Genomic DNA, 25,330 nt, shown 5'->3' on the forward strand with positions numbered 1-25,330 from the left:
TCCATAATTAGGGGCCACGTCCGGCGCAGAGCCGGCTGGCCGCCTGAGCGCGCGCATCTCCACAGGGTAGCCGAGCAATGAGTAAACTTTTCAAACTGCATTCTGATTTCAAACCGGCCGGCGATCAGCCGGAAGCCATCCGCAAACTGGAAGAGGGGTTGGAAGACGGCCTGGCGCACCAGACGCTGCTGGGGGTAACCGGCTCGGGCAAAACGTTCACCATCGCCAACGTGATAGCCGATCTGAATCGGCCGACCATGGTGCTGGCGCCGAACAAGACGTTGGCGGCGCAGCTGTACGGCGAGATGAAAGAGTTTTTCCCGGAGAATGCGGTGGAGTACTTCGTCTCTTACTACGACTACTACCAGCCGGAAGCCTACGTGCCCAGCTCCGACACCTTCATTGAAAAAGACGCTTCGGTGAATGAGCACATCGAGCAGATGCGCCTTTCCGCCACCAAGGCGCTGCTGGAGCGGCGCGACGTGGTGGTGGTGGCGTCGGTGTCGGCGATCTACGGCCTGGGCGATCCGGATCTTTACCTGAAGATGATGCTGCATCTGACCAAGGGCATGATCATCGATCAGCGCTCCATTTTGCGCCGGCTGGCGGAGCTGCAGTATTCCCGCAACGATCAGGCTTTCCAGCGCGCCACCTTCCGCGTGCGCGGTGAGGTGATCGACATCTTCCCGGCGGAATCGGACGAGCTGGCGCTGCGCGTCGAGCTGTTCGACGACGAAGTGGAGCGGCTGTCGCTGTTCGATCCGCTGACCGGGCAGATTGAGCAGGTGGTGCCGCGTTTTACCATCTACCCGAAGTCGCACTACGTGACGCCGCGCGAGCGGATCATTCAGGCGATGGAAGAGATCAAGGTCGATCTGGCGGACCGCCGCAAGGTGCTGTTGGCCAACAACAAGCTGCTGGAAGAGCAGCGCCTGACGCAGCGCACCCAGTTCGATCTGGAGATGATGAACGAGCTGGGTTACTGCTCGGGCATCGAAAACTACTCGCGCTACCTTTCCGGGCGCGCCGAGGGCGAGCCGCCGCCGACGCTGTTCGATTACCTGCCGGCGGACGGCCTGCTGGTGGTCGACGAATCCCACGTCACCATTCCGCAAATCGGCGCGATGTTCAAGGGCGACCGCGCGCGCAAGGAAACGCTGGTGGAGTACGGTTTCCGCCTGCCGTCGGCGCTGGACAACCGCCCGCTGCGCTTCGAGGAGTTCGAGGCGCTGGCGCCGCAGACCATCTATGTTTCCGCCACGCCGGGCAAATATGAGCTGGAGAAATCCGGCGGCGATCTGATCGACCAGGTGGTGCGCCCGACAGGGCTGCTGGATCCGATCGTGGAAGTGCGGCCAGTCGCTACTCAGGTGGACGATCTGCTCTCCGAGATCCGCAAGCGCGCGGCGATCAACGAGCGCGTGCTGGTGACCACCCTGACCAAACGCATGGCGGAAGACCTGACCGAATACCTGGAAGAGCATGGCGAGCGCGTGCGCTACCTGCACTCGGATATCGACACCGTGGAACGCGTCGAAATCATTCGTGACCTGCGTCTGGGCGAGTTTGACGTGCTGGTGGGCATCAACCTGCTGCGTGAGGGGCTCGACATGCCTGAGGTGTCGCTGGTGGCGATTCTGGACGCCGACAAGGAAGGCTTCCTGCGTTCCGAACGTTCGCTGATCCAGACCATCGGCCGCGCGGCGCGTAACCTGAACGGCAAGGCGATCCTGTATGGCGATCGCATCACCGATTCGATGGCCAAAGCGATCGGTGAAACCGAGCGGCGGCGCGCCAAGCAGCAGGCTTACAACGAAGCCAACGGCATCGTGCCGCAGGGGCTGAACAAGAAGATCGGCGACATTCTGCAGATTGGCCAGCCGGTCAACCGCGCCAAGGGTAAAGGCAGGGGCAAGGCGGCGGACAGCGGCGCTCAGCTGCAGAACCTCACGCCGAAAGCGCTGGATCAGAAAATCCGCGATCTGGAAGCGCAGATGTATACCCATGCGCAAAATCTGGAGTTCGAGCAGGCGGCTGCGCTGCGCGACGAGATCCACCAGCTGCGCGAGCAGTTCATCGCGATTTCCTGACCGTTGGACGGCGCCCGCGCTGTGGGCGTCAAAATTCCTTGTCGGCCGCGTCAAAGCTGTTATGGTGTGCGGCCCGATTTGACCACGAAGAGTACCGAACATGAGCCAACACCAGTCTAAAGACCCGCTGCACGGCGTGACGCTGGAGCAACTGCTGAATAAACTGGTGGATCACTACGGTTGGTCCGAGCTGGGTGCGCGCATTCGCATCAACTGCTTCCGCAGCGATCCGAGCATCAAGTCCAGTCTGAAATTTTTGCGTCGCACGCCCTGGGCGCGTAAAGAGGTGGAAGATCTGTATATCGATATGGTCAGCCATCCCGCCCCAGCCAGCGATAATCCCTGGCTGCGCGGGCGAGACGGTTAAATTCGGTTAGCGGCGGTCGGCCAGCTCTACCAGCGCTTGATCCAGCGCCTGGCGCAGCAGCTGGCGATCGTGGCGATAAGGGATGTCGCTCGCTTCCAGCGGTTGCTGAATCACCACCCGATCCTGCACTTCACTGGCGTCCACCGCCGGGCCGACGATCAGCGCATCGATCATCCGGCGGCCGATCTTCTCTTCCATCAGCGTCAGCTTGTCCTTTAACGACAGCGCCGCGGCGGCCACGCTCAGCTCGCGGCCGAGGTTGCCGATATAGATCATGCTGGCGCTGCTGCGGCGCAGCGCCTGGGTGAGATCGTCGAGCAGCAGCAGCGGCATCAGGCTGGTGAGAAAACTGCCCGGCCCAATCAGGATCACGTCGGCCTGCGCGATGGCGTCCAGCGCTTCGCGCGTGGCGTTGACCGGGGGAGACAGCATCAGCTCCTGCGGCATATGAGTCAGTTGGTCAACATTCACTTCACCGTAAACATGGTTGCCTTCGTGATCGTGCGCCATCAAATCCACCGGCTGTTCCGACATCGGGATCAACGCCGCGTCCACCTTCAACAGGCTGCGCACCAGGTTGATCGCTTCCAGCGGGCGCACGCTCAGGTGATCCAGCGCTTTCAACATCAGGTTGCCGAGGTTATGGCCGGCCAGTTCGCCGTTGCCGCTGAAGCGGTATTCGAACATCGCCGAGGCGACGCTCGGCTCGGTGATCAGCTGGTTGAGACAGTTGCGGGTATCGCCCCAGGCAATGCCGCCTTCCGAACGGCGGATGCGGCCGGTGGAACCGCCGTTGTCGGTGGTGGTAACGATGCCGGTCAGGCGGGAGCCTAAGGACGACAGGGCCGACATTACACGGCCCAGGCCGTGTCCGCCGCCCAACGCCACCACGCGGTCGAGATCGGCCAGGGTACGATTACGCATAAATTTCCTTACAAAGGGGCTGAACTGCCCGCATAAGGTAGCGGATCCGGCGTAAAAACGCGATATACCCGTTATCCTTGACGTTGCCTCTGGGGGGAGCGGGCTTGCCGTCGGGAGGCGACGTCCATTATTTAGGGGATAAAGAGTGCCATTTGCGTGATTCTGGTCAATTCGCCCTCGTAAGCGATGTTTATCATGGTTTACCCGATTACGCGGCGTCTAAAAACGCTGTATAGACAGTTATATAGCGAATTAACGCGTTGGCTATCGTTGCCGATTAGCGCTAGAATTCTGCTGAAAACCACGGTTTCATTCCGGCTACTCAAGGTAGCGGGAAGAGAAATCAAACTCCTAGCCCCTGCGCCTACGTTGTTCATCCGGAACGATATGGCGCCTGGGCCGTGGCGAAGTCAGCCACCAGGGTGCAGAGGGGAAACGCTCGCATCTCCCGACTTTGGAAAGGTGTTATGGTACCGCAACTCATTGATGCTTATGAGCGCAAGTTCTATTACCTGCGCTTGTCGATCACCGACGTGTGCAACTTTCGTTGCACCTACTGTCTGCCCGACGGCTACAAGCCGAGCGGCAGCCCGAAAAGCTTCCTGTCGCTGGATGAAATCCGCCGCGTCAGCCGCGCGTTCGCCGAACTGGGCACCGAAAAGGTGCGCCTGACCGGCGGCGAGCCTTCGCTGCGCCGCGACTTTACCGAGATCATCGCCGCCGTGCGGGAAAATCCGGCCATCCGCACGTTGGCGGTCACCACCAACGGCTACCGTCTGGCGCGCGACGTCGCCGCCTGGCGTGACGCCGGTCTGACGGCGATCAATGTCAGCATCGACAGTCTGGATCCCCGCCAGTTTCACGCCATTACCGGTCAGGACAAGTTCCGCCAGGTGATGGACGGCATCGACGCCGCCTTCAGCGCCGGTTTCAGCAAGGTCAAGGTCAACGCCGTGCTGATGCGCGACGTCAATCACCAGCAACTCGGCGCGTTTCTCGCCTGGATCAAGGATCGGCCGATCCAGCTGCGCTTTATCGAACTGATGGAAACCGGCGAGGGCGGCGAGCTGTTTCGCAAACACCACGTTTCCGGCGAAGTGATTCGCCTGCAGCTGGAGCAGCAGGGTTGGCAGCGCCAGGCGCGTGGCCGCAGCGACGGCCCGGCGCAGGTGTTCAGCCACCCGGACTACCAGGGTGAGGTGGGTCTTATCATGCCGTATGAAAAAGACTTCTGCGCCAGCTGCAACCGGCTGCGCGTTTCTTCCATCGGCAATCTGCATCTGTGTCTGTTCGGCGAGCAGGGGGTGCCCCTGCGCGATCTGCTGGCGGACGACGGCCAGCTCGACGCGCTGAAGGCGCGCATCCAGAGCGGGCTGCTGAGCAAGAAGCAGACCCATTTCCTGCATCAGGGCAACAGCGGGATCACCCAGAACCTGTCGTTTATCGGCGGCTGACAGCCAATAGGAGCTTATTGAACCATGAGCCATGCGAGCAGCGAGTTTATTCCGGCGCATATCGCCATCCTGACCGTGTCCGACAGCCGCGGCGCGGCGGAAGACACCTCCGGCCAATATCTGCAGGAAGCGGCGCAGGAAGCCGGCCATCAGGTGGTGGATCGCGCCATCGTCAAAGATGACATTTACCAGATCCGCGCACGGGTTTCCGCGTGGATCGCCGATGACAACGTGCAGGCGGTGCTGATCACCGGCGGCACCGGTTTTACCGCGCGCGACAACACGCCGGAAGCGCTGTTGCCGCTGTTCGACAGAGAGGTGGAAGGGTTCGGCGAACTGTTCCGCATGGTGTCGTACGAAGAGATCGGTACCGCGACGATCCAGTCGCGCGCGCTGGCCGGCCTGGCCAACCGCACGGTGATTTTCGCCATGCCGGGCTCCACCCGCGCCTGCCGCACCGCCTGGGAGCGGATTATCGAAGAGCAGTTGGACGCGCGCCATCGCCCGTGCAACTTCCAGCCCCATTTGAAGAAGCCCTGAGTCATGACACAGCTAACCCACATTAACGCCGCCGGCGAAGCCCATATGGTCGACGTTTCCGCCAAGGCCGAAACGGTGCGCGAGGCGCGCGCCGAAGCCTTCGTCGACATGCTGCCCGCCACGCTGGCGATGATCGTCGACGGCAGCCATCACAAGGGCGACGTGTTCGCCACGGCGCGCATCGCCGGCATTCAGGCGGCCAAACGCACCTGGGAACTGATCCCGCTGTGCCACCCGCTGATGTTGAGCAAGGTCGAAGTGCAGCTGGAGGCGCAAACGGAGCACAGCCGGGTGCGCATTGAAACCTGCTGCCGGCTGACCGGCAAAACCGGCGTCGAGATGGAAGCGCTGACCGCCGCCTCGGTGGCGGCATTGACCATCTATGACATGTGCAAAGCGGTACAGAAAGACATGGTGATCGGCCCGGTGCGCCTGCTGGCGAAAAGCGGCGGCAAATCCGGCGATTTTAAGGTGAACGCATGATCGATATTCTTTTCTTCGCGCAGGTGCGCGAACTGGTGGGCACCGGCGCGCTGTCGATGCCGGCGGATTACCCGACCGTCGAGGCGCTGCGCCAGGCGCTGTGCGCGCGCGGCGATCGCTGGGCGCTGGCGCTGGAGTCCGGCAAACTGCTGGCGGCGGTCAATCAGTCGCTGGTGGCGGCGGATCACCCGCTGCGCGCCGGCGATGAAGTGGCCTTCTTCCCGCCGGTTACCGGGGGGTAAGCATGGAAAACACCCGCATTCGCGTGGGCGAAGCGCCGTTCAACGTCGGCGACGAGTATCAGTGGCTGGCGCAGTGCGACGCCGACGGCGCGGTGGTGACCTTCACCGGCAAGGTGCGCAACCATAACCTCGGGGACGACGTCAGCGCGCTGACGCTGGAACACTACCCCGGCATGACCGAGAAGGCGCTGGCGGAGATCGTGGCCGAGGCGCGCAGCCGTTGGCCGCTGCAGCGCGTGACGGTGATCCACCGCGTCGGCGCGCTGTATCCCGGCGACGAGATCGTGTTCGTCGGCGTGACCGGCGCGCACCGCGGCATGGCGTTCGCCGCCAGCGAGTTCATCATGGACTACCTGAAGACCCGCGCACCGTTCTGGAAGCGCGAAGCGACCGGCCAGGGCGATCGTTGGGTGGACGCTCGCGACAGCGATCGTCAGGCCGCGCAGCGCTGGCACGACGCGGCTAAATAACGCCTCAACAGCGGAAACAAATCAAGACCTTTGCCGCTTTCGCGCGGCCTATTCTGTGGTACGCTTATAGCAGGCGAAGCCCCGTTTACGGGGCTTCGGAATCTTGTTTACAACGCAAAAGGTAACCGTCATGGACCGATATCCACGCTCTAATGGTTCAATCGTCGAACGTGCCAACAGCGGCATTCAGGCCTACATGGCGCAGGTTTACGGCTGGATGACCTGCGGTCTGCTGCTGACGGCGTTCGTTTCCTGGTATGCGGCCAATACGCCCGCGATCCTCAACTTCATCTTCTCCAGTCAGATCACCTTCTTCGGTCTGATCATCGCCCAGTTGGCGCTGGTGTTCGTGATTTCCGGCATGGTCAACCGCCTGAGCGGCGCGGTGGCCACCTCGCTGTTCATGCTGTACTCGGCGCTGACCGGGCTGACGCTGTCGAGCATCTTCATCGCGTACACCTACAGCTCGATCGCCAGCACTTTCGTCGTCACCGCCGGCATGTTCGGCGCGATGAGCCTGTACGGCTACACCACCAAGCGCGATCTGAGCGGCTTCGGCAGCATGTTGTTCATGGCGCTGATCGGCATCGTGCTGGCTTCGCTGGTGAACATCTGGCTGAAAAGCACCGCGCTGATGTGGGCGATTACCTACATCGGGGTGGTGGTGTTCGTCGGCCTGACCGCGTACGACACGCAGAAACTCAAGGCGATGGGCGAGCAGCTGAACGCCGATGATAAAGACGGCTTCCGCAAGTACGCCATCGTCGGCGCGCTGACGCTGTATCTCGACTTCATCAACCTGTTCCTGATGTTGCTGCGCATTTTCGGCAACCGCCGCTAAATCCGTCGTCTCTCATGCCTTAGGGTATCTGCGATCAAAAAGCTCTGCATGTGACATGCAGAGCTTTTTTTATGCGATTTTGCGGCGGAACAGCGCATAGGCGGCGCTGCCGGTGGTGGCGGTGATCACCAGCAGCGGCCACAGGCTGCGCCAGATGATGCTGAAACTGGCGTCCTTCAGGTAGATCTGCTTGGTGATGTCGGTGAAGTGGCGTATCGGGTTCACCCAGGTCAGATCCTGCAGCCACACCGGCATATTCTCCACCGGCGAGACGTAACCCGAGAGCAGGATCGCCGGCATCATGAACACGAACACGCCGATGAACGCCTGCTGCTGAGTGGCGCACAGCGACGAGATCAGCAGGCCGAAACCGACCAGCGACAGCCCGTAGATCAGCATGGTGGCGTAGAACAGCAGCAGCGATCCGGCGAACGGGATCTGGTACAGGAAGATGCCGATCAACAGCACGATGCTGGCCTGGAAGCTGGCGACGATCAGCGCCGGCACCGCCTTGCCGATAAAGATTTGCCAGGTGGTGAGCGGCGAGACCAGCAGCTGTTCCAGCGTGCCCTGTTCGCGTTCGCGCGCCACCGACAGCGAGGTGACGATCAGCACGCCGATGGTGGTGATCATGGCGATCAGCGACGGTACCACAAACCATTTGTAGTCCAGATTCGGGTTATACCAGTTGCGCACCACCAGTTCGCTGTTGTTGGGTTTCGCGCGGTTGCCGAGCAGCTCGTTCTGATATTCCTGCACGATCTGCTGCACGTAGTTGGCGGCGATCTGCGCGCTGTTGGAGTTGCGCCCGTCGAGCAGCAGCTGCAGCGGCGCGGTGTGGCCGGCGGCGATATCGCGCGAGAACTGCGCCGGGAAGCGGATCAGCAGCAGCGCCCGCTGGTTGTCGATGGTGGTCTTTATCTCCTGCGGATTGCGCAGCAGCAGCACATGGGAGAAGGCTTTGGCCTTGGCGAAGCGTTGGGTCAGCTCCACCGAGGCTTGGCCGCTGTCCTCGCTGTAGACCGCGATGGTGGCGTTGGTGACTTCCAGCGTCGCGGCGAACGGGAACAGCAGCACCTGCAGGATCACCGGCATGATCAGGATGGCGCGGGTTTGCGGATCGCGCAGCAGCGCCTGCATTTCCTTGATGATAAGCGTCAACAGACGGTGAAACATCGCTCTTTCTCCTTAATCCAGCCGGCGCTGGGTTTTCCAGGCCGTCAGGCCGATGAACACCACGGCGGAAGCGATCAGGAACAGCAGATTGATCGCCAGCACGGTGCCGACGTTGCCCGCCAGGAACAGCGTTTGCAGCGTGCTGACGAAGTAACGCGCCGGAATGATGTAGGTCACCGCGCGCACGATGGCCGGCATGCTGTCGATCTGGAAAATGAAGCCGGACAGCATGATCGACGGCAGAAAGGCGGCGTTCAGCGCCACCATCGCCGCGTTGAACTGGTTGCGGGTGAGGGTGGAGATCAGCAGGCCCATGCCGAGGGTGCTGGCGAGGAACAGGCTGCTGATCAGCAGCAGGATCGGCAGCGAACCGCGATAGGGCACGCCGAGCACCCACACCGCCACCGCCATGCACAGCGCCATGGCGATCATGCCGAGGAAGTAATATGGGATCAGCTTGGAGAGCAGCAGCTCGCTGCGCGTCACCTGGGTGGACAGCAGGGCCTCCATGGTGCCGCGTTCCCATTCGCGGGCGATCACCAGCGAGGTGAGAATGGCGCCGATCACCGTCATGATGATGGTGATGGCGCCGGGAATGATGTAGTGCCGGCTGATGGCCGCCGGGTTGAACCAGTAGCGCATCTGCACGTCAATCAGCGGCTGGTCGCTGCTCCCCCGATCGGCGGCGCGTTGCTGCTGCCATACTTGCCATACGCCCTGGGCATAGCCCTGCACGAAGTTGGCGGTGTTCGGCTCGCTGCCGTCGGTGATCACCTGGATAGGGGCGCTGTCGTGCGGGCGCGCCATGCGCTGGTCGAAATCCACCGGGATCACCACCAGGCCGCGGATCGTGCCGGCCTGCATCTGCTGGATCAACTGGTGGCGGTTGTCGCTGATGGTCGGTTCGATATAGGGCGAACCGGCGAAGGCGTGGGCCAAATCGCGCGCGTCTTCGCTCTGTTGTTCCATCAGAATGCCCAGATGCAGCTTGCTGGAGTCCAGGTTGATGCCGTAGCCGAAGATAAACAGCAGCATCAGCGGGATGACGAAGGCGATCAGGCCGCTGCTGGGATCGCGCAGTATCTGCCGCGTCTCCTTCAGGCACAGCGCGCGCAGCCGGCGCCAGGAGAAGCCGCCGTCGTCGAATGGGGGTCGGTTATCGCTCACCGCGTTTCCTCCTCGTCGTAGCCCTGCACCAGTTCGATAAACGCCTGTTCCATCGAGGGGTTGGGGTTGTCGTCGCGCGCTACCTGTTGTTTGAGATCGTCCGGCGTGCCGGCGGCGATGATCTTGCCGCGATACACCAGGCCGATGCGGTCGCAGTATTCCGCCTCGTCCATAAAGTGGGTGGTCACCATCACCGTGACGCCCTTGTCGACCATGCCGTTGATGTGCAGCCAGAACTCGCGCCGCGTCAGCGGATCGACACCGGAGGTCGGTTCGTCGAGGAACAGAATATCCGGTTCGTGCATCAGCGCGCAGGCCAGCGCCAGGCGTTGCTTGAAGCCGAGCGGCAGGGCATCCGGCGTCTGATCGAGGATCGGCGCGAAGTTGAAGGCGCGGGACATCTCGTTGATTTTGTCGCGCTGCGCCTTGCCGCTCAGGCCGTAGACGCCGGAGAAGAACTTCAGATTTTGCGCCACCGTCAGGTTGCCGTACAGCGAGAATTTTTGCGCCATGTAGCCGAGGCGTTGGCGCGCCTTGCCGGAACTGGTCTTCAGATCCATCCCCAGCACCAGCGCCTTGCCGCCGGACGGCACCAGCAGGCCGCACATCATTTTGAAGGTGGTGGACTTGCCGGCACCGTTCGGGCCGAGCAGGCCGAAGATTTCGCCGCGCCGCACCTGAAAATCGACGTGATCGGTGGCGGCGAAATCGCCGAATTTCTTGGTCAGCTGCACCGCTTCGATCACCGTTTCACCGCTTTCTCCGTCAACGGTCGGCATGATCTCCGCCAGCGCCGAGCGATGGTTGGGGCCGCCGCCGAGCAGATCGATAAACGCATCCTCGAAGCGCGGATCCGCTTCGTCCAGTTCGGCGTCCGGCAGATCCAGCGTCTGCAGCAGCTGCCGATGATCTTCGCCTTCTTTCAGGATCAGGCGCAGGTACTTGCCCTGGATCACGCCGTCGGTGACCGCCGGCAGGCAGATCGCCCGCTGCAGCAACGATCGATGGCTGCCGGGCGGCGCGGCGATCAATACCGTGCGTCCGGCCATGCGCTGGGTCAGATCCTGCGGCGCGCCGCTGAACAGCAGCTCGCCCTCGTTGAGCAGCAGCACTTCGCGACACTGCTCGGCCTCGTCGAGATAAGAGGTGCTCCACAGGATCAACATGCCGTCATTGGCCAGCTCGTGCACCATGCGCCACAGCTCGCGGCGCGAGATCGGATCGACGCCGACGCCCGGTTCGTCCAGCAGCAGCACCTGGGGTTCGCCCACCAGCGTGCAGGCCAGTCCCAGTTTTTGCTTCATGCCGCCGGACAGCTTGCCCGCCAGACGCCCGGTGAAGCGGGTCAGATCGGTGAATTTCAGCAGCCGTTCGAAGGTCTGGCGGCGAAGATCGCCGGTGACGCCGCGCAGATCGGCGTACAGCGTCAGGTTCTCTATCACCGTCAGATCCTCATACAGCCCGAATTTCTGCGGCATGTAGCCGAGGATCGCATGCAGTTGGCGATCCTGGCCGATCGGATCCAGCCCGGCGACCCGCAGTTTGCCGCTGCTTGGCTTCAGCAGCCCGGCCAGCATGCGCAGCAGGGTGGTTTTGCCGGCGCCGTCCGGGCCGACCAGCCCGATGACCGCGCCGCTGCGCAGGGTGGTGGTCAGGCTGGCGACCGCCGGTTTCTCAAGCGACGGGAAGCGCTTTTCCAGCCCTTCCAACTCGATGGTGTGCGCCTGTTCCATAGCCGGCCTCAGGGTTTGGCGAAGCGCAGGGTGACCGGCATGCCCTGACGCAGCGCATCGTCGGCGTCGGTGACGATCACCCGCAGGCGGTACACCAGATCGGTGCGCAGATCCGGCGTTTCAACGCTTTTCGGCGTGAATTCCGCGGTCGGCGAGACGAAACCGATCTTGCCGTGGTAAGGCTTGCCGGGGCGGCCGTCGGTGTAGATCTCCAGCTCGGTGCCGGGCACAGCCTGGTTCAGGCTGGTTTCGTTGACGTAGGCGCGCACCCACACCGGCCGGGTCAACGACAGGGTGAACACCGTGCCGCCGGCGCCGAGCATGGTGCCCGGCTCTACCGCACGGGTCAGCACCGTGCCGGCGGAAGGGGAGAGCAGCGTGGCGTCTTGCAGGTTCAATTGCGCCTGCGCCAACGCCGCTTCGCTTTGCGCCACCTCGGCCTTGGCCTGTTCAATTTCTTGCGGGCGGTTGCCGCTGCGGTATTGCGACAGTTTGTCTTTCGCCGCTTGCAGATTGGCCAGCGCCTGATTGCGGGCGGTGCGCGCATCCTCCAGCGCGTCGGCGGAGGTGGCGTTTTTCGCCCACAGCCCTTGCTGGCGCTTCAGGAAACTGTCGGCGTAGGCGAAAGCGGACTGGCGCTGCGCCATTTCTGACTGCACCTGGGCTATCTCTTCGCTGCGATAGCCGGCCTGCAGCAGCGACAGTTTGGCGCGCGCGCTGCCGACGTTGGCTTCGGCCTGTTGCAGCGCGTTGCGGTAGGGAGCATCGTCCAGCTTGCCGAGCAGCTGGCCCGGCTGAACGGTATCGCCTTCATCCACCGTCAGCGACGCCAGGCGGCCGTCGACGCGAAAGCCGAGGTTGACCGTGCGGATATCGACGTTGCCGTACAGCGTCAGCGGCCGCTCTTGCTGCTGTTGGTAATGCCATACCCCGTAAGCGACGGCCGCGATCAGCAGAATCAACAACACGATCAAGGCACTGCGTTTTTTGTTCATAACACTCCCTGCCTGAATTTACGCGCCGTGACGTTGGCGCAGCCCAATAACTAAAATCTCGATATGCTCGCTCAGCACCGCCGCGATTTGCGCCGCTTCGCCCTCACCAATCTCTTGCCAGCCGGCCTGACGGCGGATGGTCTCCCGCGCTACGCGGAACGACAGCACCTCGCCGATCAGCGCATGGGTATGCAACACGAGGCGGGCGGCGCGTTCGTCGATGCCGGTGGCGGCCGACAGCAGGCGGCACAGCCGTTCGTGCATCGGCGCGATCACCTGGCGGTGGATCAGCGGGTAGGCGTCGGTTGGGGCAAGCTGTTCGCGCGACATGATTTTGCTCAGATTCAACGTGTGCGGCTGGGTCATCAGCTCGCTGAAGGCCAGCAGGCCACGCTGCAGCAAACGCAGCGCCGCGTCGGGCGATCGCTGTGCGGCAGGCTGCTGCCCAAAGCGATCGACCTCTTCGGCCAGCGGGGCGAACGCCTGCTGGATGAAATCGGCGAGCGACTGCGCCACGGCCAGATACAGCCCCTCTTTGGAGCTGAAGTAGTAGGTGATGGCGGCGATATTCTGGCCGGCGCGCTGGGCGATATCGCGGGTGGTGGCGCCCTGCAGGCCATATTCACCGAACAGGTCGGTCGCCGCGGCGAGCAGTTGCCGACGCGTTTGCTCGCCGCGCGCCCGGCCGGCAGCCTGATGAGGGACGGAAGCTGGCATAGGTCACGCTCAAAGTTAATCAATCATATGATTAACTTTATGCCAGATTGTTTAAAACGCAACCGCTAACCACAATGAGTTATGTGACCGACTTCAGATAATGCTGAATTTACGGCAGATTGTGCTCTCTGCACGTAAAAGTGCTTTTTATTGCGCGACTTCTGTTACAATCGCCGCCTGGTGCACTGCAGTTTGTGCCAATCCCTCGTGGTCATGCTTAATGCCCCGTCTGATCATCCTCCCAGGAAACTGCACCGAACACTGTTAGGTTAGGGGGGATCTGGAGTTTTTCTCTTTATGTCATTTGAAACCCTCGGCTTAAGTGCTGAAATTGTGCGCGCTGTTGAAGAACAGGGCTATCGCGAACCGACGCCAATTCAGCGTCAGGCTATCCCTGTCGTGCTGGAAGGTCGTGACCTGATGGCCAGCGCCCAGACCGGCACCGGTAAAACCGCCGGTTTTACCCTGCCGCTGTTGCAGCTGCTGAGCAAGCATGACCATCCGGTCAAAGGCCGTCGCCCGGTGCGCGCGCTGATCCTGACGCCAACCCGTGAGCTGGCGGCGCAGATCGGCGAAAACGTCGATGCCTACAGCAAACACCTGCGCCTGCGTTCGCTGGTGGTGTTTGGCGGCGTGAGCATCAACCCGCAGATGATGAAGCTGCGCGGCGGCGTCGATATCCTGGTGGCGACGCCGGGGCGTCTGCTGGATCTGGAACATCAGAACGCGGTTGACCTGTCCAAAATCGAGATTCTGGTGCTGGACGAAGCGGACCGCATGTTGGACATGGGCTTTATCCATGACATCCGTCGCGTGCTGGCCAAGCTGCCGGCCAAGCGCCAGAACCTGCTGTTCTCCGCCACCTTCTCCGACGACATCAAGGCGCTGGCCAACAAACTGCTGCATAACCCGGCCTCGGTGGAAGTGGCTCGCCGCAATACCGCGTCCGAGCAGATCGAGCAGAGCGTGCACTTCGTCGACAAGAAGCGTAAGCGGGAACTGCTGTCGCAGATGATCGGCGAAGGCGACTGGAAACAGGTGCTGGTCTTTACCCGCACCAAGCACGGTGCCAACCACCTGGCGGAACAGCTGAACAAAGACGGCATCACCGCTGCGGCGATCCACGGCAACAAGAGCCAGGGCGCCCGTACCCGTGCGCTGGCCGATTTTAAAGACGGCCGCATCCGCGTGCTGGTGGCGACCGACATTGCGGCGCGCGGTCTGGATATCGACCAGTTGCCGCACGTGGTGAACTACGAGCTGCCTAACGTGCCGGAAGACTACGTGCACCGCATCGGCCGCACCGGCCGCGCGGAGCGTACCGGCGAAGCCATCTCGCTGGTGTGCGTGGATGAACACAAGCTGCTGCGCGACATCGAGCGTCTGCTGAAGCGTGAAATTCCGCGCATTGCGTTGCCGGGCTACGAGCCGGATCCGACCATCAAGGCCGAGCCGATCATCAACGGCCGCCAGGGTGGCGGACGCGGCGCGCCGCGCGGCAACGGCGGTGGCCAGCGTTCCGGTAACGGCGGCGGTCAGCGTAGCAGTAACGCCAACGGCGGCCAGCGTGAAAACCGTGGCAACGGTAACGGCAACGCTCGCCCGCAGGGTGACGGCCAGCGCCGTTCCGGCGCGCCGGCCTCGCGTCGCCCGCGCAACCGCAAACCGGCCGAATAAGCCCGATTGCGCAAAAGCAAGCCGCCTGTATGGGCGGCTTTTTTTTTGCCTGGCGGAACGACATTTTCGTACTAGGCTGGACGGTGGCTATCCCTACATTCCAGGAGACGGAGATGAAATTGAAGTGCGCAATTCTCGATGATTACCAGCAGGTGGCGCTCAAGATGGCGGACTGGTCGGCGCTGGCCGATCGGGTGGAGGTGTCCGCCATCAGCGCACACTTTACCGATGAGACGGAGCTGGCGGTGCATCTGCAGGAGTGCGACATTCTGGTCATCATGCGCGAACGCACGCCGATGACCGCCTCGCTGCTGGCGCGGTTGCCGCAGCTGAAGCTGCTGATCACCTCCGGCATGCGCAACGCTTCTATCGATTTGGCCGCCGCCGCCGAGCGCGGCGTGGTGGTGTGCGGAACCAGCAGCGGATCGGCGGCGCCGATGGAGCTGACCTGGGCGCTGCTGCTCGGGCTGGCGAAGCATATCGTGCCGGAAAGCGTCGGGCTGAAAAACAACGGCCCATGGCAGCGGGATCTCGGCGTTACCCTGCAGGGGAAAACGCTGGGGCTGCTGGGGCTGGGCAAGATCGGCGGCCAGATGGCCCGGGTGGCGCAGGCGTTCGGCATGCGGGTGTTGGCCTGGAGCCAGAACCTGACGGCGGAACGGGCGGCGCAGGAGGGGGCCCTACTGGCGCCGTCCAAACGGGCGCTGTTCGAGCAGAGCGATTTTGTCTCTATCCACCTGGTGCTGAGCGATCGCAGCCGCGGGCTGGTGGGGCGCGACGAATTGGCAGCAATGAAGCCCACCGCTTACCTGATCAACACCTCGCGTGCGGCGATCGTCGATCGGGCGGCATTGGTGGACGTGCTGCAACAGCGGAAGATCGCCGGCGCCGGGCTGGACGTGTTCGAGACGGAGCCGCTGCCGGCCGACGATGTGTTTCGTCAACTGCCCAACGTGCTGGCGACGCCGCATGTGGGTTACGTGGCGGACGATAACTACCGCGCCTACTTCACCGAGGCGGTCGAGGACATTGCGGCGTTTCTCGCCGGTCAACCGATCCGTCGGCTGGGCTGATGGCGTTTTTAATGCCCGCAGAGGCTTGTCTGGCGCGGGCATTCACCCGTATCATTGCGGGTCTTTTTTTAGCTGGGATTGGTCATGCGCGTATTATTGGCTCCGATGGAGGGCGTTCTCGACTCTTTGGTGCGTGAGTTACTCACCGAAGTGAACGACTACGATCTGTGCATCACCGAATTTTTGCGCGTGGTCGATCAGCTGCTGCCGGCCAAGTCGTTCTATCTGCTGTGCCCGGAGCTGCGTCACGCCAGCCGCACGCCGTCGGGCACACTGGTGCGGGTACAGCTGCTGGGGCAGTACCCGCAGTGGCTGGCGGAGAACGCCGCGCGCGCGGTGGAATTGGGCTCTTACGGCGTCGATCTCAACTGCGGCTGCCCGTCCAAGCTGGTGAACGGCAGTGGTGGCGGGGCGACGCTGCTCAAAGATCCGGAATTGATCTACCAGGGCGCCAAAGCGATGCGCGCGGCGGTGCCGGCCCATCTGCCGGTCACGGTGAAGGTGCGCTTGGGCTGGGACTCTTCCAATCGCAGCTTTGAAATCGCCGATGCGGTGCAGCAGGCGGGCGCCAGCGAACTGACGGTGCACGGCCGCACCAAAGAGGACGGCTATAAGGCGGATCGCATCAACTGGGCGGCGATCGGCGAGATCCGTCAGCGGCTGAGCATCCCGGTTGTCGCCAACGGCGAGATCTGGGATTACCAGAGCGCGCAGGATTGCCTGCAGACGACCGGCTGCGACGCCATCATGCTGGGGCGCGGCGCGCTCAACGTGCCGAACCTGAGCCGGGTGGTGAAATATAACGAACCGCGCATGCCCTGGCCGCAGGTGGTTGAGCTGCTGCAAAAATACGTCCATCTGGAAAAGCAGGGCGACACCGGCCTGTATCACGTGGCGCGCATTAAACAGTGGCTGGGTTATTTGCGTAAAGAATATGATGAAGCAACTGAACTGTTCAGCGAAATACGCGCGTTGACGACGTCCGGGGATATTGCGCGCGTCATCTGCCGCAGCTGAAAATAAACCCGCGCGTGGCGGGTTTATTTAAATCGGCATTATCAGGCGGCTTTATCAAGACGGTTTAATTCTATCTCGATATCCTGAATGGTTTTTTCCAGTCCTTCCAGACAGGCGCCCTGTTTATTCAATAGGTCGTTAATGGCTTCGGCGAATGCCTTATTTTTGCATTCCCCCTGATCGAAGGCCAGCCAGTGTGCGGAGAGCGTCTCGATATTCGACTGCGCGTAGTGGCGCATTTCCTTCAGCTGGGAAGCGACATTGCGTAAATTATCCAGCTGCGCCTGTGCATTTGCATTGTTGCTCATGAATTTCTCCTTGAGTTGGCCGTTAAATAATTTCGACTGCGGGATCAAGCTTACCCTATTTAAATAAAAATATCACCCTGAGTGGTCTGGGTGGTTATTTTTGAGTGGGTGTGGCTATATTTATTTTTCGGCTGAACAAGGACTTGGGTGGAATTGTAAAAATAGATAAATACGGTGTTTTTGGCGATTATTTTCGGCCATCCCGTTCGGGATGGCCGTTATTCTACCCCTTAAGCGTGAGGCCGACTATGCCGCGTCCGCCAGCATAAACATGCCGTAGGGGTGAATTTCCAGATAATACTGCTCGCCGACGTTCGGTTGCAGGCGGGTGGCGTTAACCTGCAGCAAAATCTGTTGCCCGTGCCACGCCACCGTCACCTCATACTGCGGCCCCATGTAGGCGACATGCTGGATCTCGCAGCGCTGGCTTTCATCGCCATGCTCGCTCAGCGTGATCGCTTCCGGCCGCACGCCCACCGTGCCGGCGCCCTGGGCGGCAAAGTGCGCCGGGCGCGGCAGGCGATAGCCGCTGATATCGACATGATCGGCGCTGAAGCTGGCCGGGAACAGGTTGGCGTCCCCCATAAAGCTCGCCATAAAGCGCGAGGCGGGCTGCCGATAGAGATCCTGCGGCGAGCCCATCTGCATGATATGCCCCTTGTTCATCACCAGTACGGTGTCGGAGACTGCAAAAGCCTCGCTCTGATCGTGGGTGACGTACAGCGACGTGATATCAAACTGCTTTTGCAGCTCGCGGATCTTTTCGCGCATGCTGCGGCGCAGGTTGGCGTCGAGGTTGCTCAACGGCTCGTCGAACAGCAGCACTTTCGGCTTGAGGATCAGCGCGCGCGCTAGCGCCACGCGCTGCTGTTGGCCGCCGGAGATCTGATCGACATAGCGATCGTCGAACCCCGCCAAGTCCACCATCGCCAGCGCTTCCTGCACGCGCGCTTTCACTTCGGCGCGCGGAATGCCGAGCATCTTCAGGCCATAGCCGACGTTCTCCCCCAGCGACATGTGCGGGAACAGGGCATAAGACTGGAATACCATGCAGATGTCACGCTGCTGGATGGAACGATGGGTGACGTCTTCACCATCAATGAATATCTGCCCGTCGCTCGGTTTTTCCAGCCCGGCGACCAGGCGCAAAATGGTGGTCTTGCCGCAGCCGGAAGGGCCGAGCAGCGTCACCATTTGCCCCCGTGGGATGGTGAGCGTGATGTTATCGATTACCGTGTTGCTGCCGAACCGTTTGGAGACGTTACGCAGTTCAACGAAATTTTTCTGGCTCATCATGGGCTCCATTACGCCTGGTTTTTGGCTTTTGAACGGGAGATGCGTGCCTCGCCGATCAGCCAGTCAAAGAGGAAAATAATCGCCAGCATCACCACGATCAGAATTGAACCGTAGGCGATCGCCACGCCGTATTCGCCGTCTTCCACGCGGTTGAGGATGTAGGCGGTGGCCACGCGGGTATCGGGGGTGACCAGGAAGACGATGGCGCTGACGGTGGTGATGGCGCGCACGAAGCTGTAGATCAGCGCCGACAGGATCGCCGGGCGCAGCAGCGGCAGCAGGATGTGCGTGATGGTGCGCAGCGAGCCGGCGCGCAGGCTGAGCGAGGCTTCGTCCAGCGATTTGTCTATCTGGCCCAGCCCGGCGATCCCGGCGCGAATGCCCACCGGCACGTTGCGCATCACCATCGAAATAATCACGATGGCGGCCGTCCCGGTGAGGTACACCGGCGCGCCGTTAAAGGCGAGAATGTAAGAGACGCCGGCCACGGTACCCGGCACCGCAAAGCACAGCATGGTGGTGAACTCGATGGTCTTTTTGCCCTTGAACTGTTGGCGCACCACGATCCAGGCGATCAGCAGGCCGAACGCGGCGGTGATCGGCGCGGCGATCCCGGCGTACAGCAGCGTGTCGAGCAGCGAAGGCCACGCGCCGTCGCTCATGCCCTGGCCGAACAGTTTGATGAAGTTATCCAGCGTCAGCGTGTAATCCACTCCCCAGTTGACGGTGAAGCTGCCGTAGAAAATGCTGCCGTAAAGCAGGGCGTTAAAGGCTACCCACACCGCCAGCAGCGCGATCACGCCCCACACCAGCGTGACCGGCAGCGGCTGCACGTCGCCGCGATACGATTTGCCGGACACGGTGACGTAGGAACGTTTGCCGATCCACATATACTGGATGCAGAACACCAGCAGTGAGAACAGCAGCAGGAAGGCGCCGAGGGTGCTGGCGGCCTGATAATCGAGCTGCGAACCGGTGATGTAAAAATAGATTTGCGTCGCCAGCACGTCGAAGTTGCCGCCGAGCACCAGCGGGTTGCTGAAATCAGCCAGCGATTGCACCACCACGATCAAAAACGCGTTGGCCAGCGCCGGTTTCAGCAGCGGCACGAACACGCCGTTAAAGGTTTGCCAGCGGCTGGCGCGCAGGGTGTAGGAGGCCTCTTCCAGCGAAGGATGAATGGTCTTGATCGCGCCGTCGAGGATCATGAACGCCATCGGGGTGAACGCCAGCACCTGCGCCAGCCAGATGCCGGTAAAGCCGTACAGCCAGTTGGTGTTGGTCAAACCGAACCAGGCCACCATCCACTCGGTGACATAGCCGGAGCGCCCCATCATCAGCGTGACCCCCAGGCCGACGACGAACGGCGGCGTGACGATGGGCAAGATGGAGAAGATGCGGCCGATAATGGCGCTGCGCTTGGCGATGCGGGTAGTGTAAATTGCCAGCACCAGGCCGAAAAAGGTGCAGCCGGCGCCCACCGCGATCGACAGGGCGATGGAGTTGAGGATCACCTGAATGATATGCGCCTGCGACAGCACGTTCATAAAGGCCAGCGGCGCGAAAGCGCCCGTCTGGTCGGTGAACATCGGAATGAAAATCGCGATGCTCGGCCAGACGATGAAGACGCCGATCAGCGCCACGATGGTGACCAGCGCGCCGATAACGAAACGGTCGCCGCCCAGCCAGTCGAGGCGGGTCAGCGCCAGCGTCATGATGGCGCCCAGCGCGGTCAACTGCACCAGGGTGGCGTAGCCTAAACCGCGTCCCGCCACCGTGGCGCTGACAACGATAAAGGCCATGCACAGCAGCGCCCAGCCGGCATCGAACGCGTGGCGGCGCCGCTGCTCACGGCCCGCCGCAGCGTAAGGGCGCAACAGCAGCAGGCTCGGCAGCAGGCACCAAAGCCAGCTGATATTGCGGTGTGACCAGCCGTAGGCCGCGAGGATCTCTTCGCCGGTGGACTCCAGCAGGCCGTAATCCAGGCTCCAGCTCGGCAGCAGGGCGAACGCCAGCCAGCCAAGCAAAACCCAAAGGGATATCGCATCTCGTTTTTTCACGAGATGGAGTGCATGTGTATGTGACATAAGTTTCCCGGATGTTCAGGCCGGGCAAGCCGTGAAGCTTACCCGGCAACAGGCGCAGAATGTGGGCTTATTTACCCATCTTGACTTCGCTGACCCATTTATTGATCAGCGCCTTGCGGACCTCGGTCGAACCGTACTTGTCCATGTCGTAGTTGATCAGCTTCAGGTCGTCGAGCTTCAGCGAGTTCGGCGAGGTATCGGCGGTGGTGTTGGTCAGGATCTGATAGGACTTGCCTTGCTTCCACGCCAGCTCCTGCGCCTCTTTCGACAACACCCAATCCACGAACAGCTTGGCGTTGTCGAGGTTGCGCGCGCCTTTGAGGATGCTGACGCCGCCGATTTCGTAGCCGGTGCCTTCACACGGCGAGATAAGCTCAAGCGGCGCGCCCTGTTCCTTTTCGAGCGAGTAATCATGCAGGAAACCGATGCCGATCGCCGTTTCGCCGCGGGCGGCGTTGCGCGCCGGGGCAATGCCGGACTTGGTGTACTGCGAGACGTTGGCGTTCAGCTGTTTGAGGTAAGCGAACGCCTGATCGTCTCCCCACAGCTGGGCAAAGGTCGCCAGCGCGGTGTAGGCGGTGCCGGAGCTTTGCGGATCGGCGATTTGAATCTCGCCTTTGTATTCCGGCTTGGTCAGGTCTTTCCAGCACTTGGGCACCGGCAGATTTTTCTCTTTCAGGCGCTGGGTATTGACGCCAAAGCCGAGAATGCCGACGTAGACCGCCGAGGAGTAGTTGCCTTTCAGCTTGGCCGGATCGCGGAATTGCGTCATGACCTGGTCGAGATTCGGCGATTTGTACGGCTGCAGCAGCCCCATTTCACCGGCCTGGGATTGCGGATCGAGCGTGCCGCCGTACCAGACGTCCGCCTGCGGGTTCTTCTTCTCGGCGTCCACTTTTGCCAGCGTGCTGCCGGAACCGTTGCGGATGAACGCGGTTTTCACGTCATATTTCTCGCCGAAGGCTTTGGTTTCCGCTTCGCACATTTCATTGGTGGCGCTGCAGTAGACCACCAGGCGGCCCTTGGCGTGCGCGGCGCTGCTCAGGGTCGCCAGCGCGATGCCGGACGCTATCAGGGTAGTGACCCACGTTTTTTTCATTGTTTTATCCTTCTCTCGGTAGAGGTGGTAACGCTCGCCATCAGCAGCGGCATCAGCAATAAACCCATAAGAACAGCGGCGATCGACAGCAAACTGAACATGCCTGACCAGCCGTAGCCTTCGATGACCCGCGACAGCGGCCAGCCCGCCAGCGCCGCCCCCAGATAGGCGAACAGGCCGAGAAAGCCGGTGATGGAGCCCGCGGCGCCTTTGTGCCCGCATTCCACGGCGGCGAGGCCAATCAGCATCTGTGGGCCGAAGACAAAAAAGCCCACCGCAAAGAAACAGCCCGCCAGCAGCGCGTAGTGATGCACCGGCGCCAGCCACAGCGCGGCGACGGACACCATCAGCCCGAGCGTGAACAGCAAAATCATCGGCGCGCGCTGCCCGCCGAACAGCACATCCGAGCCCCAGCCGGCGAACAGCGCGCCGAGCAGGCCGCCTATCTCGAACAGCATCACTGTCGCATTGGCGCTGAGCAGGTTGACGCCGTGGCTTTCCGTCAGCCACAGGTTGCCCCAGTCGTTCAACGCAATGCGGATCAGGTAGACCAGCACGTAAGAGACGCCGAGCAACCAGATCATCGGGTTCTTCAGCATCGTGGTGCGCAGCATCCGCCACAGCCCCATCGGCGGGCTTTGCTGTTCCTGGCGCAGCTCCAGCGGATCGTGGCGCCACTGGCCGACCGACGGCAGGCCTTCTTCCTGCGGCGTGCCTGTCAGCTGCCGCGTGAGCCAGATGCCCAGCACCATGCTGACGGCCCCCGGGATCAACATCGCCGCCTGCCAGCCCCAGCGCTGGGCGGCGAAGGCGCTGATCAGCGGCACAATCGCGCCGCCGAGGTTGATCGACATATTCCAGCAGCCCCACCAGAAGCCGCGCTCGTTGCGCGAATACCAGTGGGTCAGCAGCCGCGCGCAGGGCGGCCAGCCCCAGCCCTGAAAGAAGCCGTTCAGCGCCCAGACCGCCAGCAGCAGCGTCAGCGATTCGCCGAAGGCGAACGCCACGTTCAGCAAACCGGTGGCGAACAGGCCGATCCCCATAAACCCGCGCTGCCCATGGCCGTCGTGCCACAACCCGGCGACGAATTTCGACAGGCCGTAGCTCAGATAAAACAGCGAGCCGAGCAGGCCGATGTCTCCTTTATCCAGCCCCAAATCCGTTTGCAGCGCCGGCAGCACGTAATTCACGCTTTTGCGCGTCAGGTAAAAGGCGGCGTACCCGATGACCATGTACAGCAGCAGCCGCGGGCGCAGCGCGCGGTAACGATGATCGATTTCAGATGCTGAGCGTGCTTGCATAGCCGCCTCCCTGGTGCTGACTATAAGAAGGTGAAAAGGAAAGGGGATGAGATAAAGTCCGGAGTGGCTAAGACTTTTTCCTAGTTAGTCGGCGGTTTGTTGCAAATTTGTGGGCAGGTTAACAATTACCCGGGTGCCGCGCTGCGTTTCCAGCGTCAGTTCGCCGCCGAGCGCGCTGACCCGTTCGCGCATTCCCTGAATGCCGAAGCCCGGCGCGTTGCCCGCATGGATGCCGACGCCGTTGTCCCGTACCTCGAGGTGCAACATGGCGCCTTGCTGATACAAAACGATGGCGACTTCGCTGGCCTCGGCGTGTTTGCACACGTTGTTGAGCAGCTCTTGCAGCAGCCGGTAGAGGGTGAAGCGCACCGTCTCGCCGGCGGGCGTGTCGGTCAGGCGGTAGTCGAAACGGCAACGGATGCCCCGTTCGCTAAAGGCGAATTCGCTCAGCAGGTGGTGAAGCGCGTCTTTGAACGCCAGCTCGTCCAGCGCGGGCGGGCGAAGTTGGCGCAGCAGCTGGCGCGTGGAGTGATGAATGCGCCGGGCGAGATCGCCTATCTGGTTCGCGGCGGCCTGGGTTTGCGCCGGATCGCGCGCCCGCTTGACCAGCTGCGACTGAATTTGAATGGCGGTGATGTTCTGGCCGATTTCATCGTGCAGCTCGCGCGCCAGGTTCTTTCGCGTGTCTTCTTCGGTGTGGATCAGTTTTTCGGTCAATGCCCGCCGCGCCGCCAACTCTTCTTCCAGGCGTCGGCGATAGTGGTGCAGGTTTTGCGCCAGGTGCTGCTGACGGCTGATGGCAATGCCCAGACCGATGCCGAGCAGCGCCTGGGTCGCCAGAAAGATTTCCAGCTCGACCAGATTGCCGAACCCCACGCCGACCTGCCGCGCGAGGGTGATCATCATGCTGCCGAGCAGGCCGGACAGCACGCCGCCCTGCCAACCGAACTTCCACGCCATCACCACGTTCGGCAAAAACACCACGATCAGCAGCAGGCGCTCGATTTCCGGCGACAGCACCATCTGCGTACCGATGCCGATAACGAAAAACAGGCTGCACCAGATGATTAAGGACGCGCGCAGCGGCGGGTTGGCGGTGTCCAGCCCCAGCAGATGGTAGCGGTGCTGCTGGCGCAGAAATTCAAAGATCAGGTAGACGAACGGGGTCAACAAAACACCGCCGGTAAACGACGCCAGGCCGAGCAGCATCGCCGGGCTCTGCGCGAAAGGCGACAGCAGGGCGGTATTGAGCAGCGAGGCGGCGGTCACTGCGGCCAGCAGCAGCGTCAGCCGTTGCCAGTAGAGCGGAAAACGGCGCCAGAATCGCTGCGCGAGCGCGGCCGGGAGCAGGGTGATGAACGGCGCGGCCAGCAGGCCATAGCCGCTCAGCAGGCGTTCGCCGTGCAGCCAGAACAGCAGCAGCACCGGCGGTATTATCAGGGCGAGCCAATAGCGGCGCGCCAGCAAGATCAGCAGCGCGAGATAGACACCGTGGGGCAGAAACAGCGCCGCCTGATTGCCGTTGTGGGTCAGATAGAAGCCGAGCGTCCACAGCATCAGCCAGCCGCTGCCCCAGGCCAACAGGATAAACAGCGAGATAACCCAGCGCCGTGAGCGGAGTGACATCAATGCCCCGCCAGCAGCTGATGATCGAGGGCGAAATGCACCAGCTCAATGGTGCTGTTGCACTGCAGCTTGCCCAGGACGTTGGCGCGATGTACGTGTACCGTTTTATGGCTGAGATCGAGCTTGAAAGCGATCTCCTTTACGCTGTCGCCTTTGACCAGCAGCTCGAAGATTTCACGCTCGCGCGGGGTCAGCACTTCCAGCGCCGTGGCCGGCTGCTCGCCGCCGCGCAGCGCCCGCAGCGCGTCGGCGCACAGGTAATGGCCGCCCATATCGACGGAGCGCACCGCCTGCACCAGCTCTTCCGGCCCGCAGCGTTTGGTCAGATAACCGCTGGCGCCGGCATCCAGCGCGCTCTGCACGAAGGTGGGGGAGTCATAAATGCTGAGTATGATCGCGCGAAACTGCGGCTTCTGCGCCCGCAGGCGTTTCAACAGGCTCAGGCCGTTTTCATCCGGCATAGCGATGTCCATCACCGCGACGCTGACGTCGTCGCGCAGCAGCGCCGGCCAGGCCGCCGCCGCGCTGCTGTATTGCCCCGCCACGTCGATGTCTGCTTCGAGGCTGAGCAATTGCGCAAAGCCGGAGCGCACCACCACATGGTCATCGACCAGTATCACACGGATCATTTTTCGCACTCTGTTGCC

Annotated in this window: 24 protein-coding genes and 1 riboswitch; of the genes, 11 read left to right on the forward strand and 13 right to left on the reverse strand. The window is 62.0% G+C overall.

The annotated features are described in order from the left end of the window. Positions 1-77 precede the first annotated feature (77 nt). Together uvrB and ACJ8J1_RS12370 are read left to right on the forward strand one after the other, a co-directional pair. The gene (gene uvrB / locus ACJ8J1_RS12365) at positions 78-2,090 is read left to right on the forward strand and encodes an excinuclease ABC subunit UvrB (RefSeq protein WP_033642236.1); all 2,013 of its coding nucleotides are present in this window, start codon (positions 78-80) and stop codon (positions 2,088-2,090) included. A gap of 100 nt (positions 2,091-2,190) precedes the next feature. Further along, the gene (locus tag ACJ8J1_RS12370) at positions 2,191-2,457 is read left to right on the forward strand and encodes a VF530 family DNA-binding protein (RefSeq protein WP_004939783.1); all 267 of its coding nucleotides are present in this window, start codon (positions 2,191-2,193) and stop codon (positions 2,455-2,457) included. A gap of 6 nt (positions 2,458-2,463) precedes the next feature. On the opposite strand, the gene yvcK is transcribed toward ACJ8J1_RS12370, so the two are convergent. Beyond that, positions 2,464-3,381: a uridine diphosphate-N-acetylglucosamine-binding protein YvcK gene (gene yvcK, locus ACJ8J1_RS12375; protein WP_033642237.1), complete on the reverse strand. Its 918-nt coding sequence runs from the start codon at positions 3,379-3,381 to the stop codon at positions 2,464-2,466. Positions 3,382-3,717: 336 nt separating this feature from the next. Continuing rightward, a riboswitch (molybdenum cofactor riboswitch) is annotated at positions 3,718-3,862 on the forward strand. On the opposite strand from yvcK, the gene moaA reads away from it, so the two are divergent. The 6 genes from moaA to ACJ8J1_RS12405 all read left to right on the forward strand — a co-directional run bounded on the left by moaA (position 3,849) and on the right by ACJ8J1_RS12405 (position 7,411). Further along, complete coding sequence (gene moaA, locus ACJ8J1_RS12380; protein ID WP_016928681.1) at positions 3,849-4,835, forward strand: GTP 3',8-cyclase MoaA; 987 nt, start codon at positions 3,849-3,851, stop codon at positions 4,833-4,835. It overlaps the preceding riboswitch by 14 nt. A gap of 24 nt (positions 4,836-4,859) precedes the next feature. Beyond that, positions 4,860-5,375 carry a molybdenum cofactor biosynthesis protein B gene (gene moaB, locus ACJ8J1_RS12385; protein ID WP_033642238.1) on the forward strand — a complete coding sequence of 172 codons (516 nt, stop codon included), beginning with the start codon at positions 4,860-4,862 and terminating at the stop codon, positions 5,373-5,375. A gap of 3 nt (positions 5,376-5,378) precedes the next feature. Next, the gene (gene moaC, locus ACJ8J1_RS12390; RefSeq protein ID WP_025301929.1) at positions 5,379-5,858 is read left to right on the forward strand and encodes a cyclic pyranopterin monophosphate synthase MoaC; all 480 of its coding nucleotides are present in this window, start codon (positions 5,379-5,381) and stop codon (positions 5,856-5,858) included. Next, positions 5,855-6,100, forward strand: a complete 246-nt coding sequence (gene moaD / locus ACJ8J1_RS12395; RefSeq protein ID WP_004939768.1) for a molybdopterin synthase sulfur carrier subunit — start codon at positions 5,855-5,857, stop codon at positions 6,098-6,100. Before moaC ends, moaD begins: the two co-directional genes overlap by 4 nt. Positions 6,101-6,102: 2 nt before the next feature. After that, positions 6,103-6,570: a molybdopterin synthase catalytic subunit MoaE gene (moaE, locus tag ACJ8J1_RS12400; RefSeq protein WP_033642239.1), complete on the forward strand. Its 468-nt coding sequence runs from the start codon at positions 6,103-6,105 to the stop codon at positions 6,568-6,570. A 130-nt stretch (positions 6,571-6,700) separates the two neighbouring features. Continuing rightward, the gene (locus ACJ8J1_RS12405; RefSeq protein WP_004939761.1) at positions 6,701-7,411 is read left to right on the forward strand and encodes a Bax inhibitor-1/YccA family protein; all 711 of its coding nucleotides are present in this window, start codon (positions 6,701-6,703) and stop codon (positions 7,409-7,411) included. A 69-nt stretch (positions 7,412-7,480) separates the two neighbouring features. Here ACJ8J1_RS12405 and ACJ8J1_RS12410 read toward each other — a convergent pair whose 3' ends face one another. From ACJ8J1_RS12410 to cecR, 5 genes are read right to left on the reverse strand one after another with little or no spacing between them, the layout of a single operon-like run. Beyond that, a complete protein-coding gene (locus tag ACJ8J1_RS12410) occupies positions 7,481-8,587 on the reverse strand; it encodes an ABC transporter permease (RefSeq protein ID WP_033642241.1) in 1,107 nt (368 codons plus the stop codon). A 12-nt stretch (positions 8,588-8,599) separates the two neighbouring features. Then, entirely contained in the window at positions 8,600-9,754 is a 1,155-nt protein-coding gene (locus ACJ8J1_RS12415) for an ABC transporter permease (RefSeq protein ID WP_033642242.1), read from the reverse strand. Further along, entirely contained in the window at positions 9,751-11,487 is a 1,737-nt protein-coding gene (locus tag ACJ8J1_RS12420) for an ATP-binding cassette domain-containing protein (protein WP_033642243.1), read from the reverse strand. Before ACJ8J1_RS12420 ends, ACJ8J1_RS12415 begins: the two co-directional genes overlap by 4 nt. An 8-nt stretch (positions 11,488-11,495) precedes the next feature. Continuing rightward, a complete protein-coding gene (hlyD, locus tag ACJ8J1_RS12425; protein WP_033642244.1) occupies positions 11,496-12,482 on the reverse strand; it encodes a secretion protein HlyD in 987 nt (328 codons plus the stop codon). A gap of 18 nt (positions 12,483-12,500) precedes the next feature. Further along, a complete protein-coding gene (cecR, locus tag ACJ8J1_RS12430) occupies positions 12,501-13,199 on the reverse strand; it encodes a transcriptional regulator CecR (protein WP_033642245.1) in 699 nt (232 codons plus the stop codon). A 297-nt stretch (positions 13,200-13,496) separates the two neighbouring features. Here cecR and rhlE point away from each other — a divergent pair, with 297 nt between their 5' ends. The 3 genes from rhlE to dusC all read left to right on the forward strand — a co-directional run bounded on the left by rhlE (position 13,497) and on the right by dusC (position 16,966). Further along, the gene (rhlE, locus tag ACJ8J1_RS12435) at positions 13,497-14,876 is read left to right on the forward strand and encodes an ATP-dependent RNA helicase RhlE (protein ID WP_033642246.1); all 1,380 of its coding nucleotides are present in this window, start codon (positions 13,497-13,499) and stop codon (positions 14,874-14,876) included. 113 nt (positions 14,877-14,989) lie between these two features. Beyond that, positions 14,990-15,949 (forward strand): D-2-hydroxyacid dehydrogenase family protein, encoded by a 960-nt coding sequence (locus ACJ8J1_RS12440; protein ID WP_033642247.1) that lies wholly within the window; start codon positions 14,990-14,992, stop codon positions 15,947-15,949. A gap of 84 nt (positions 15,950-16,033) precedes the next feature. After that, the gene (dusC, locus tag ACJ8J1_RS12445) at positions 16,034-16,966 is read left to right on the forward strand and encodes a tRNA dihydrouridine(16) synthase DusC (protein ID WP_033642248.1); all 933 of its coding nucleotides are present in this window, start codon (positions 16,034-16,036) and stop codon (positions 16,964-16,966) included. Positions 16,967-17,007: 41 nt separating this feature from the next. On the opposite strand, the gene ACJ8J1_RS12450 is transcribed toward dusC, so the two are convergent. The 7 genes from ACJ8J1_RS12450 to ACJ8J1_RS12480 form a co-directional block, all read right to left on the reverse strand. Then, the gene (locus ACJ8J1_RS12450) at positions 17,008-17,274 is read right to left on the reverse strand and encodes a hypothetical protein (RefSeq protein ID WP_033642249.1); all 267 of its coding nucleotides are present in this window, start codon (positions 17,272-17,274) and stop codon (positions 17,008-17,010) included. Positions 17,275-17,520: 246 nt separating this feature from the next. Continuing rightward, a complete protein-coding gene (gene fbpC, locus ACJ8J1_RS12455; protein WP_033642250.1) occupies positions 17,521-18,567 on the reverse strand; it encodes a ferric ABC transporter ATP-binding protein in 1,047 nt (348 codons plus the stop codon). Between the two features lie 11 nt (positions 18,568-18,578). Continuing rightward, on the reverse strand, positions 18,579-20,657 hold the full coding sequence (locus ACJ8J1_RS12460; protein ID WP_033642251.1) for an ABC transporter permease: 2,079 nt from the start codon (positions 20,655-20,657) through the stop codon (positions 18,579-18,581). 67 nt (positions 20,658-20,724) lie between these two features. Beyond that, on the reverse strand, positions 20,725-21,756 hold the full coding sequence (locus ACJ8J1_RS12465; RefSeq protein ID WP_033642252.1) for an ABC transporter substrate-binding protein: 1,032 nt from the start codon (positions 21,754-21,756) through the stop codon (positions 20,725-20,727). Beyond that, positions 21,753-23,081 carry an MFS transporter family glucose-6-phosphate receptor UhpC gene (gene uhpC / locus ACJ8J1_RS12470; RefSeq protein WP_258007692.1) on the reverse strand — a complete coding sequence of 443 codons (1,329 nt, stop codon included), beginning with the start codon at positions 23,079-23,081 and terminating at the stop codon, positions 21,753-21,755. Before uhpC ends, ACJ8J1_RS12465 begins: the two co-directional genes overlap by 4 nt. A gap of 60 nt (positions 23,082-23,141) precedes the next feature. After that, the gene (locus ACJ8J1_RS12475) at positions 23,142-24,683 is read right to left on the reverse strand and encodes an MASE1 domain-containing sensor histidine kinase (protein WP_033642254.1); all 1,542 of its coding nucleotides are present in this window, start codon (positions 24,681-24,683) and stop codon (positions 23,142-23,144) included. Next, positions 24,683-25,312, reverse strand: coding sequence for a response regulator transcription factor (locus ACJ8J1_RS12480; protein ID WP_033642255.1), 630 nt, complete (start codon positions 25,310-25,312; stop codon positions 24,683-24,685). Before ACJ8J1_RS12480 ends, ACJ8J1_RS12475 begins: the two co-directional genes overlap by 1 nt. Positions 25,313-25,330 lie beyond the last annotated feature (18 nt).

Origin of the sequence: Serratia sp. CY37869 (assembly GCF_052168895.1) — a bacterium.
Lineage (GTDB): Bacteria > Pseudomonadota > Gammaproteobacteria > Enterobacterales > Enterobacteriaceae > Serratia > Serratia ureilytica.

Excerpts from the sequence above, each read along its gene's own strand:
- uvrB (WP_033642236.1), top strand. The coding sequence starts at position 78 with ATGAGTAAACTTTTCAAACTGCATTCTGATTTCAAACCGGCCGGCGAT.
- ACJ8J1_RS12370 (WP_004939783.1), top strand. The coding sequence starts at position 2,191 with ATGAGCCAACACCAGTCTAAAGACCCGCTGCACGGCGTGACGCTGGAG.
- yvcK (WP_033642237.1), bottom strand. The coding sequence starts at position 3,381 with ATGCGTAATCGTACCCTGGCCGATCTCGACCGCGTGGTGGCGTTGGGC.
- moaA (WP_016928681.1), top strand. The coding sequence starts at position 3,849 with ATGGTACCGCAACTCATTGATGCTTATGAGCGCAAGTTCTATTACCTG.
- moaB (WP_033642238.1), top strand. The coding sequence starts at position 4,860 with ATGAGCCATGCGAGCAGCGAGTTTATTCCGGCGCATATCGCCATCCTG.
- moaC (WP_025301929.1), top strand. The coding sequence starts at position 5,379 with ATGACACAGCTAACCCACATTAACGCCGCCGGCGAAGCCCATATGGTC.
- moaD (WP_004939768.1), top strand. The coding sequence starts at position 5,855 with ATGATCGATATTCTTTTCTTCGCGCAGGTGCGCGAACTGGTGGGCACC.
- moaE (WP_033642239.1), top strand. The coding sequence starts at position 6,103 with ATGGAAAACACCCGCATTCGCGTGGGCGAAGCGCCGTTCAACGTCGGC.
- ACJ8J1_RS12405 (WP_004939761.1), top strand. The coding sequence starts at position 6,701 with ATGGACCGATATCCACGCTCTAATGGTTCAATCGTCGAACGTGCCAAC.
- ACJ8J1_RS12410 (WP_033642241.1), bottom strand. The coding sequence starts at position 8,587 with ATGTTTCACCGTCTGTTGACGCTTATCATCAAGGAAATGCAGGCGCTG.
- ACJ8J1_RS12420 (WP_033642243.1), bottom strand. The coding sequence starts at position 11,487 with ATGGAACAGGCGCACACCATCGAGTTGGAAGGGCTGGAAAAGCGCTTC.
- hlyD (WP_033642244.1), bottom strand. The coding sequence starts at position 12,482 with ATGAACAAAAAACGCAGTGCCTTGATCGTGTTGTTGATTCTGCTGATC.
- cecR (WP_033642245.1), bottom strand. The coding sequence starts at position 13,199 with ATGCCAGCTTCCGTCCCTCATCAGGCTGCCGGCCGGGCGCGCGGCGAG.
- rhlE (WP_033642246.1), top strand. The coding sequence starts at position 13,497 with ATGTCATTTGAAACCCTCGGCTTAAGTGCTGAAATTGTGCGCGCTGTT.
- ACJ8J1_RS12440 (WP_033642247.1), top strand. The coding sequence starts at position 14,990 with ATGAAATTGAAGTGCGCAATTCTCGATGATTACCAGCAGGTGGCGCTC.
- dusC (WP_033642248.1), top strand. The coding sequence starts at position 16,034 with ATGCGCGTATTATTGGCTCCGATGGAGGGCGTTCTCGACTCTTTGGTG.
- ACJ8J1_RS12450 (WP_033642249.1), bottom strand. The coding sequence starts at position 17,274 with ATGAGCAACAATGCAAATGCACAGGCGCAGCTGGATAATTTACGCAAT.
- fbpC (WP_033642250.1), bottom strand. The coding sequence starts at position 18,567 with ATGAGCCAGAAAAATTTCGTTGAACTGCGTAACGTCTCCAAACGGTTC.
- ACJ8J1_RS12460 (WP_033642251.1), bottom strand. The coding sequence starts at position 20,657 with ATGTCACATACACATGCACTCCATCTCGTGAAAAAACGAGATGCGATA.
- ACJ8J1_RS12465 (WP_033642252.1), bottom strand. The coding sequence starts at position 21,756 with ATGAAAAAAACGTGGGTCACTACCCTGATAGCGTCCGGCATCGCGCTG.
- ACJ8J1_RS12475 (WP_033642254.1), bottom strand. The coding sequence starts at position 24,683 with ATGTCACTCCGCTCACGGCGCTGGGTTATCTCGCTGTTTATCCTGTTG.
- ACJ8J1_RS12480 (WP_033642255.1), bottom strand. The coding sequence starts at position 25,312 with ATGATCCGTGTGATACTGGTCGATGACCATGTGGTGGTGCGCTCCGGC.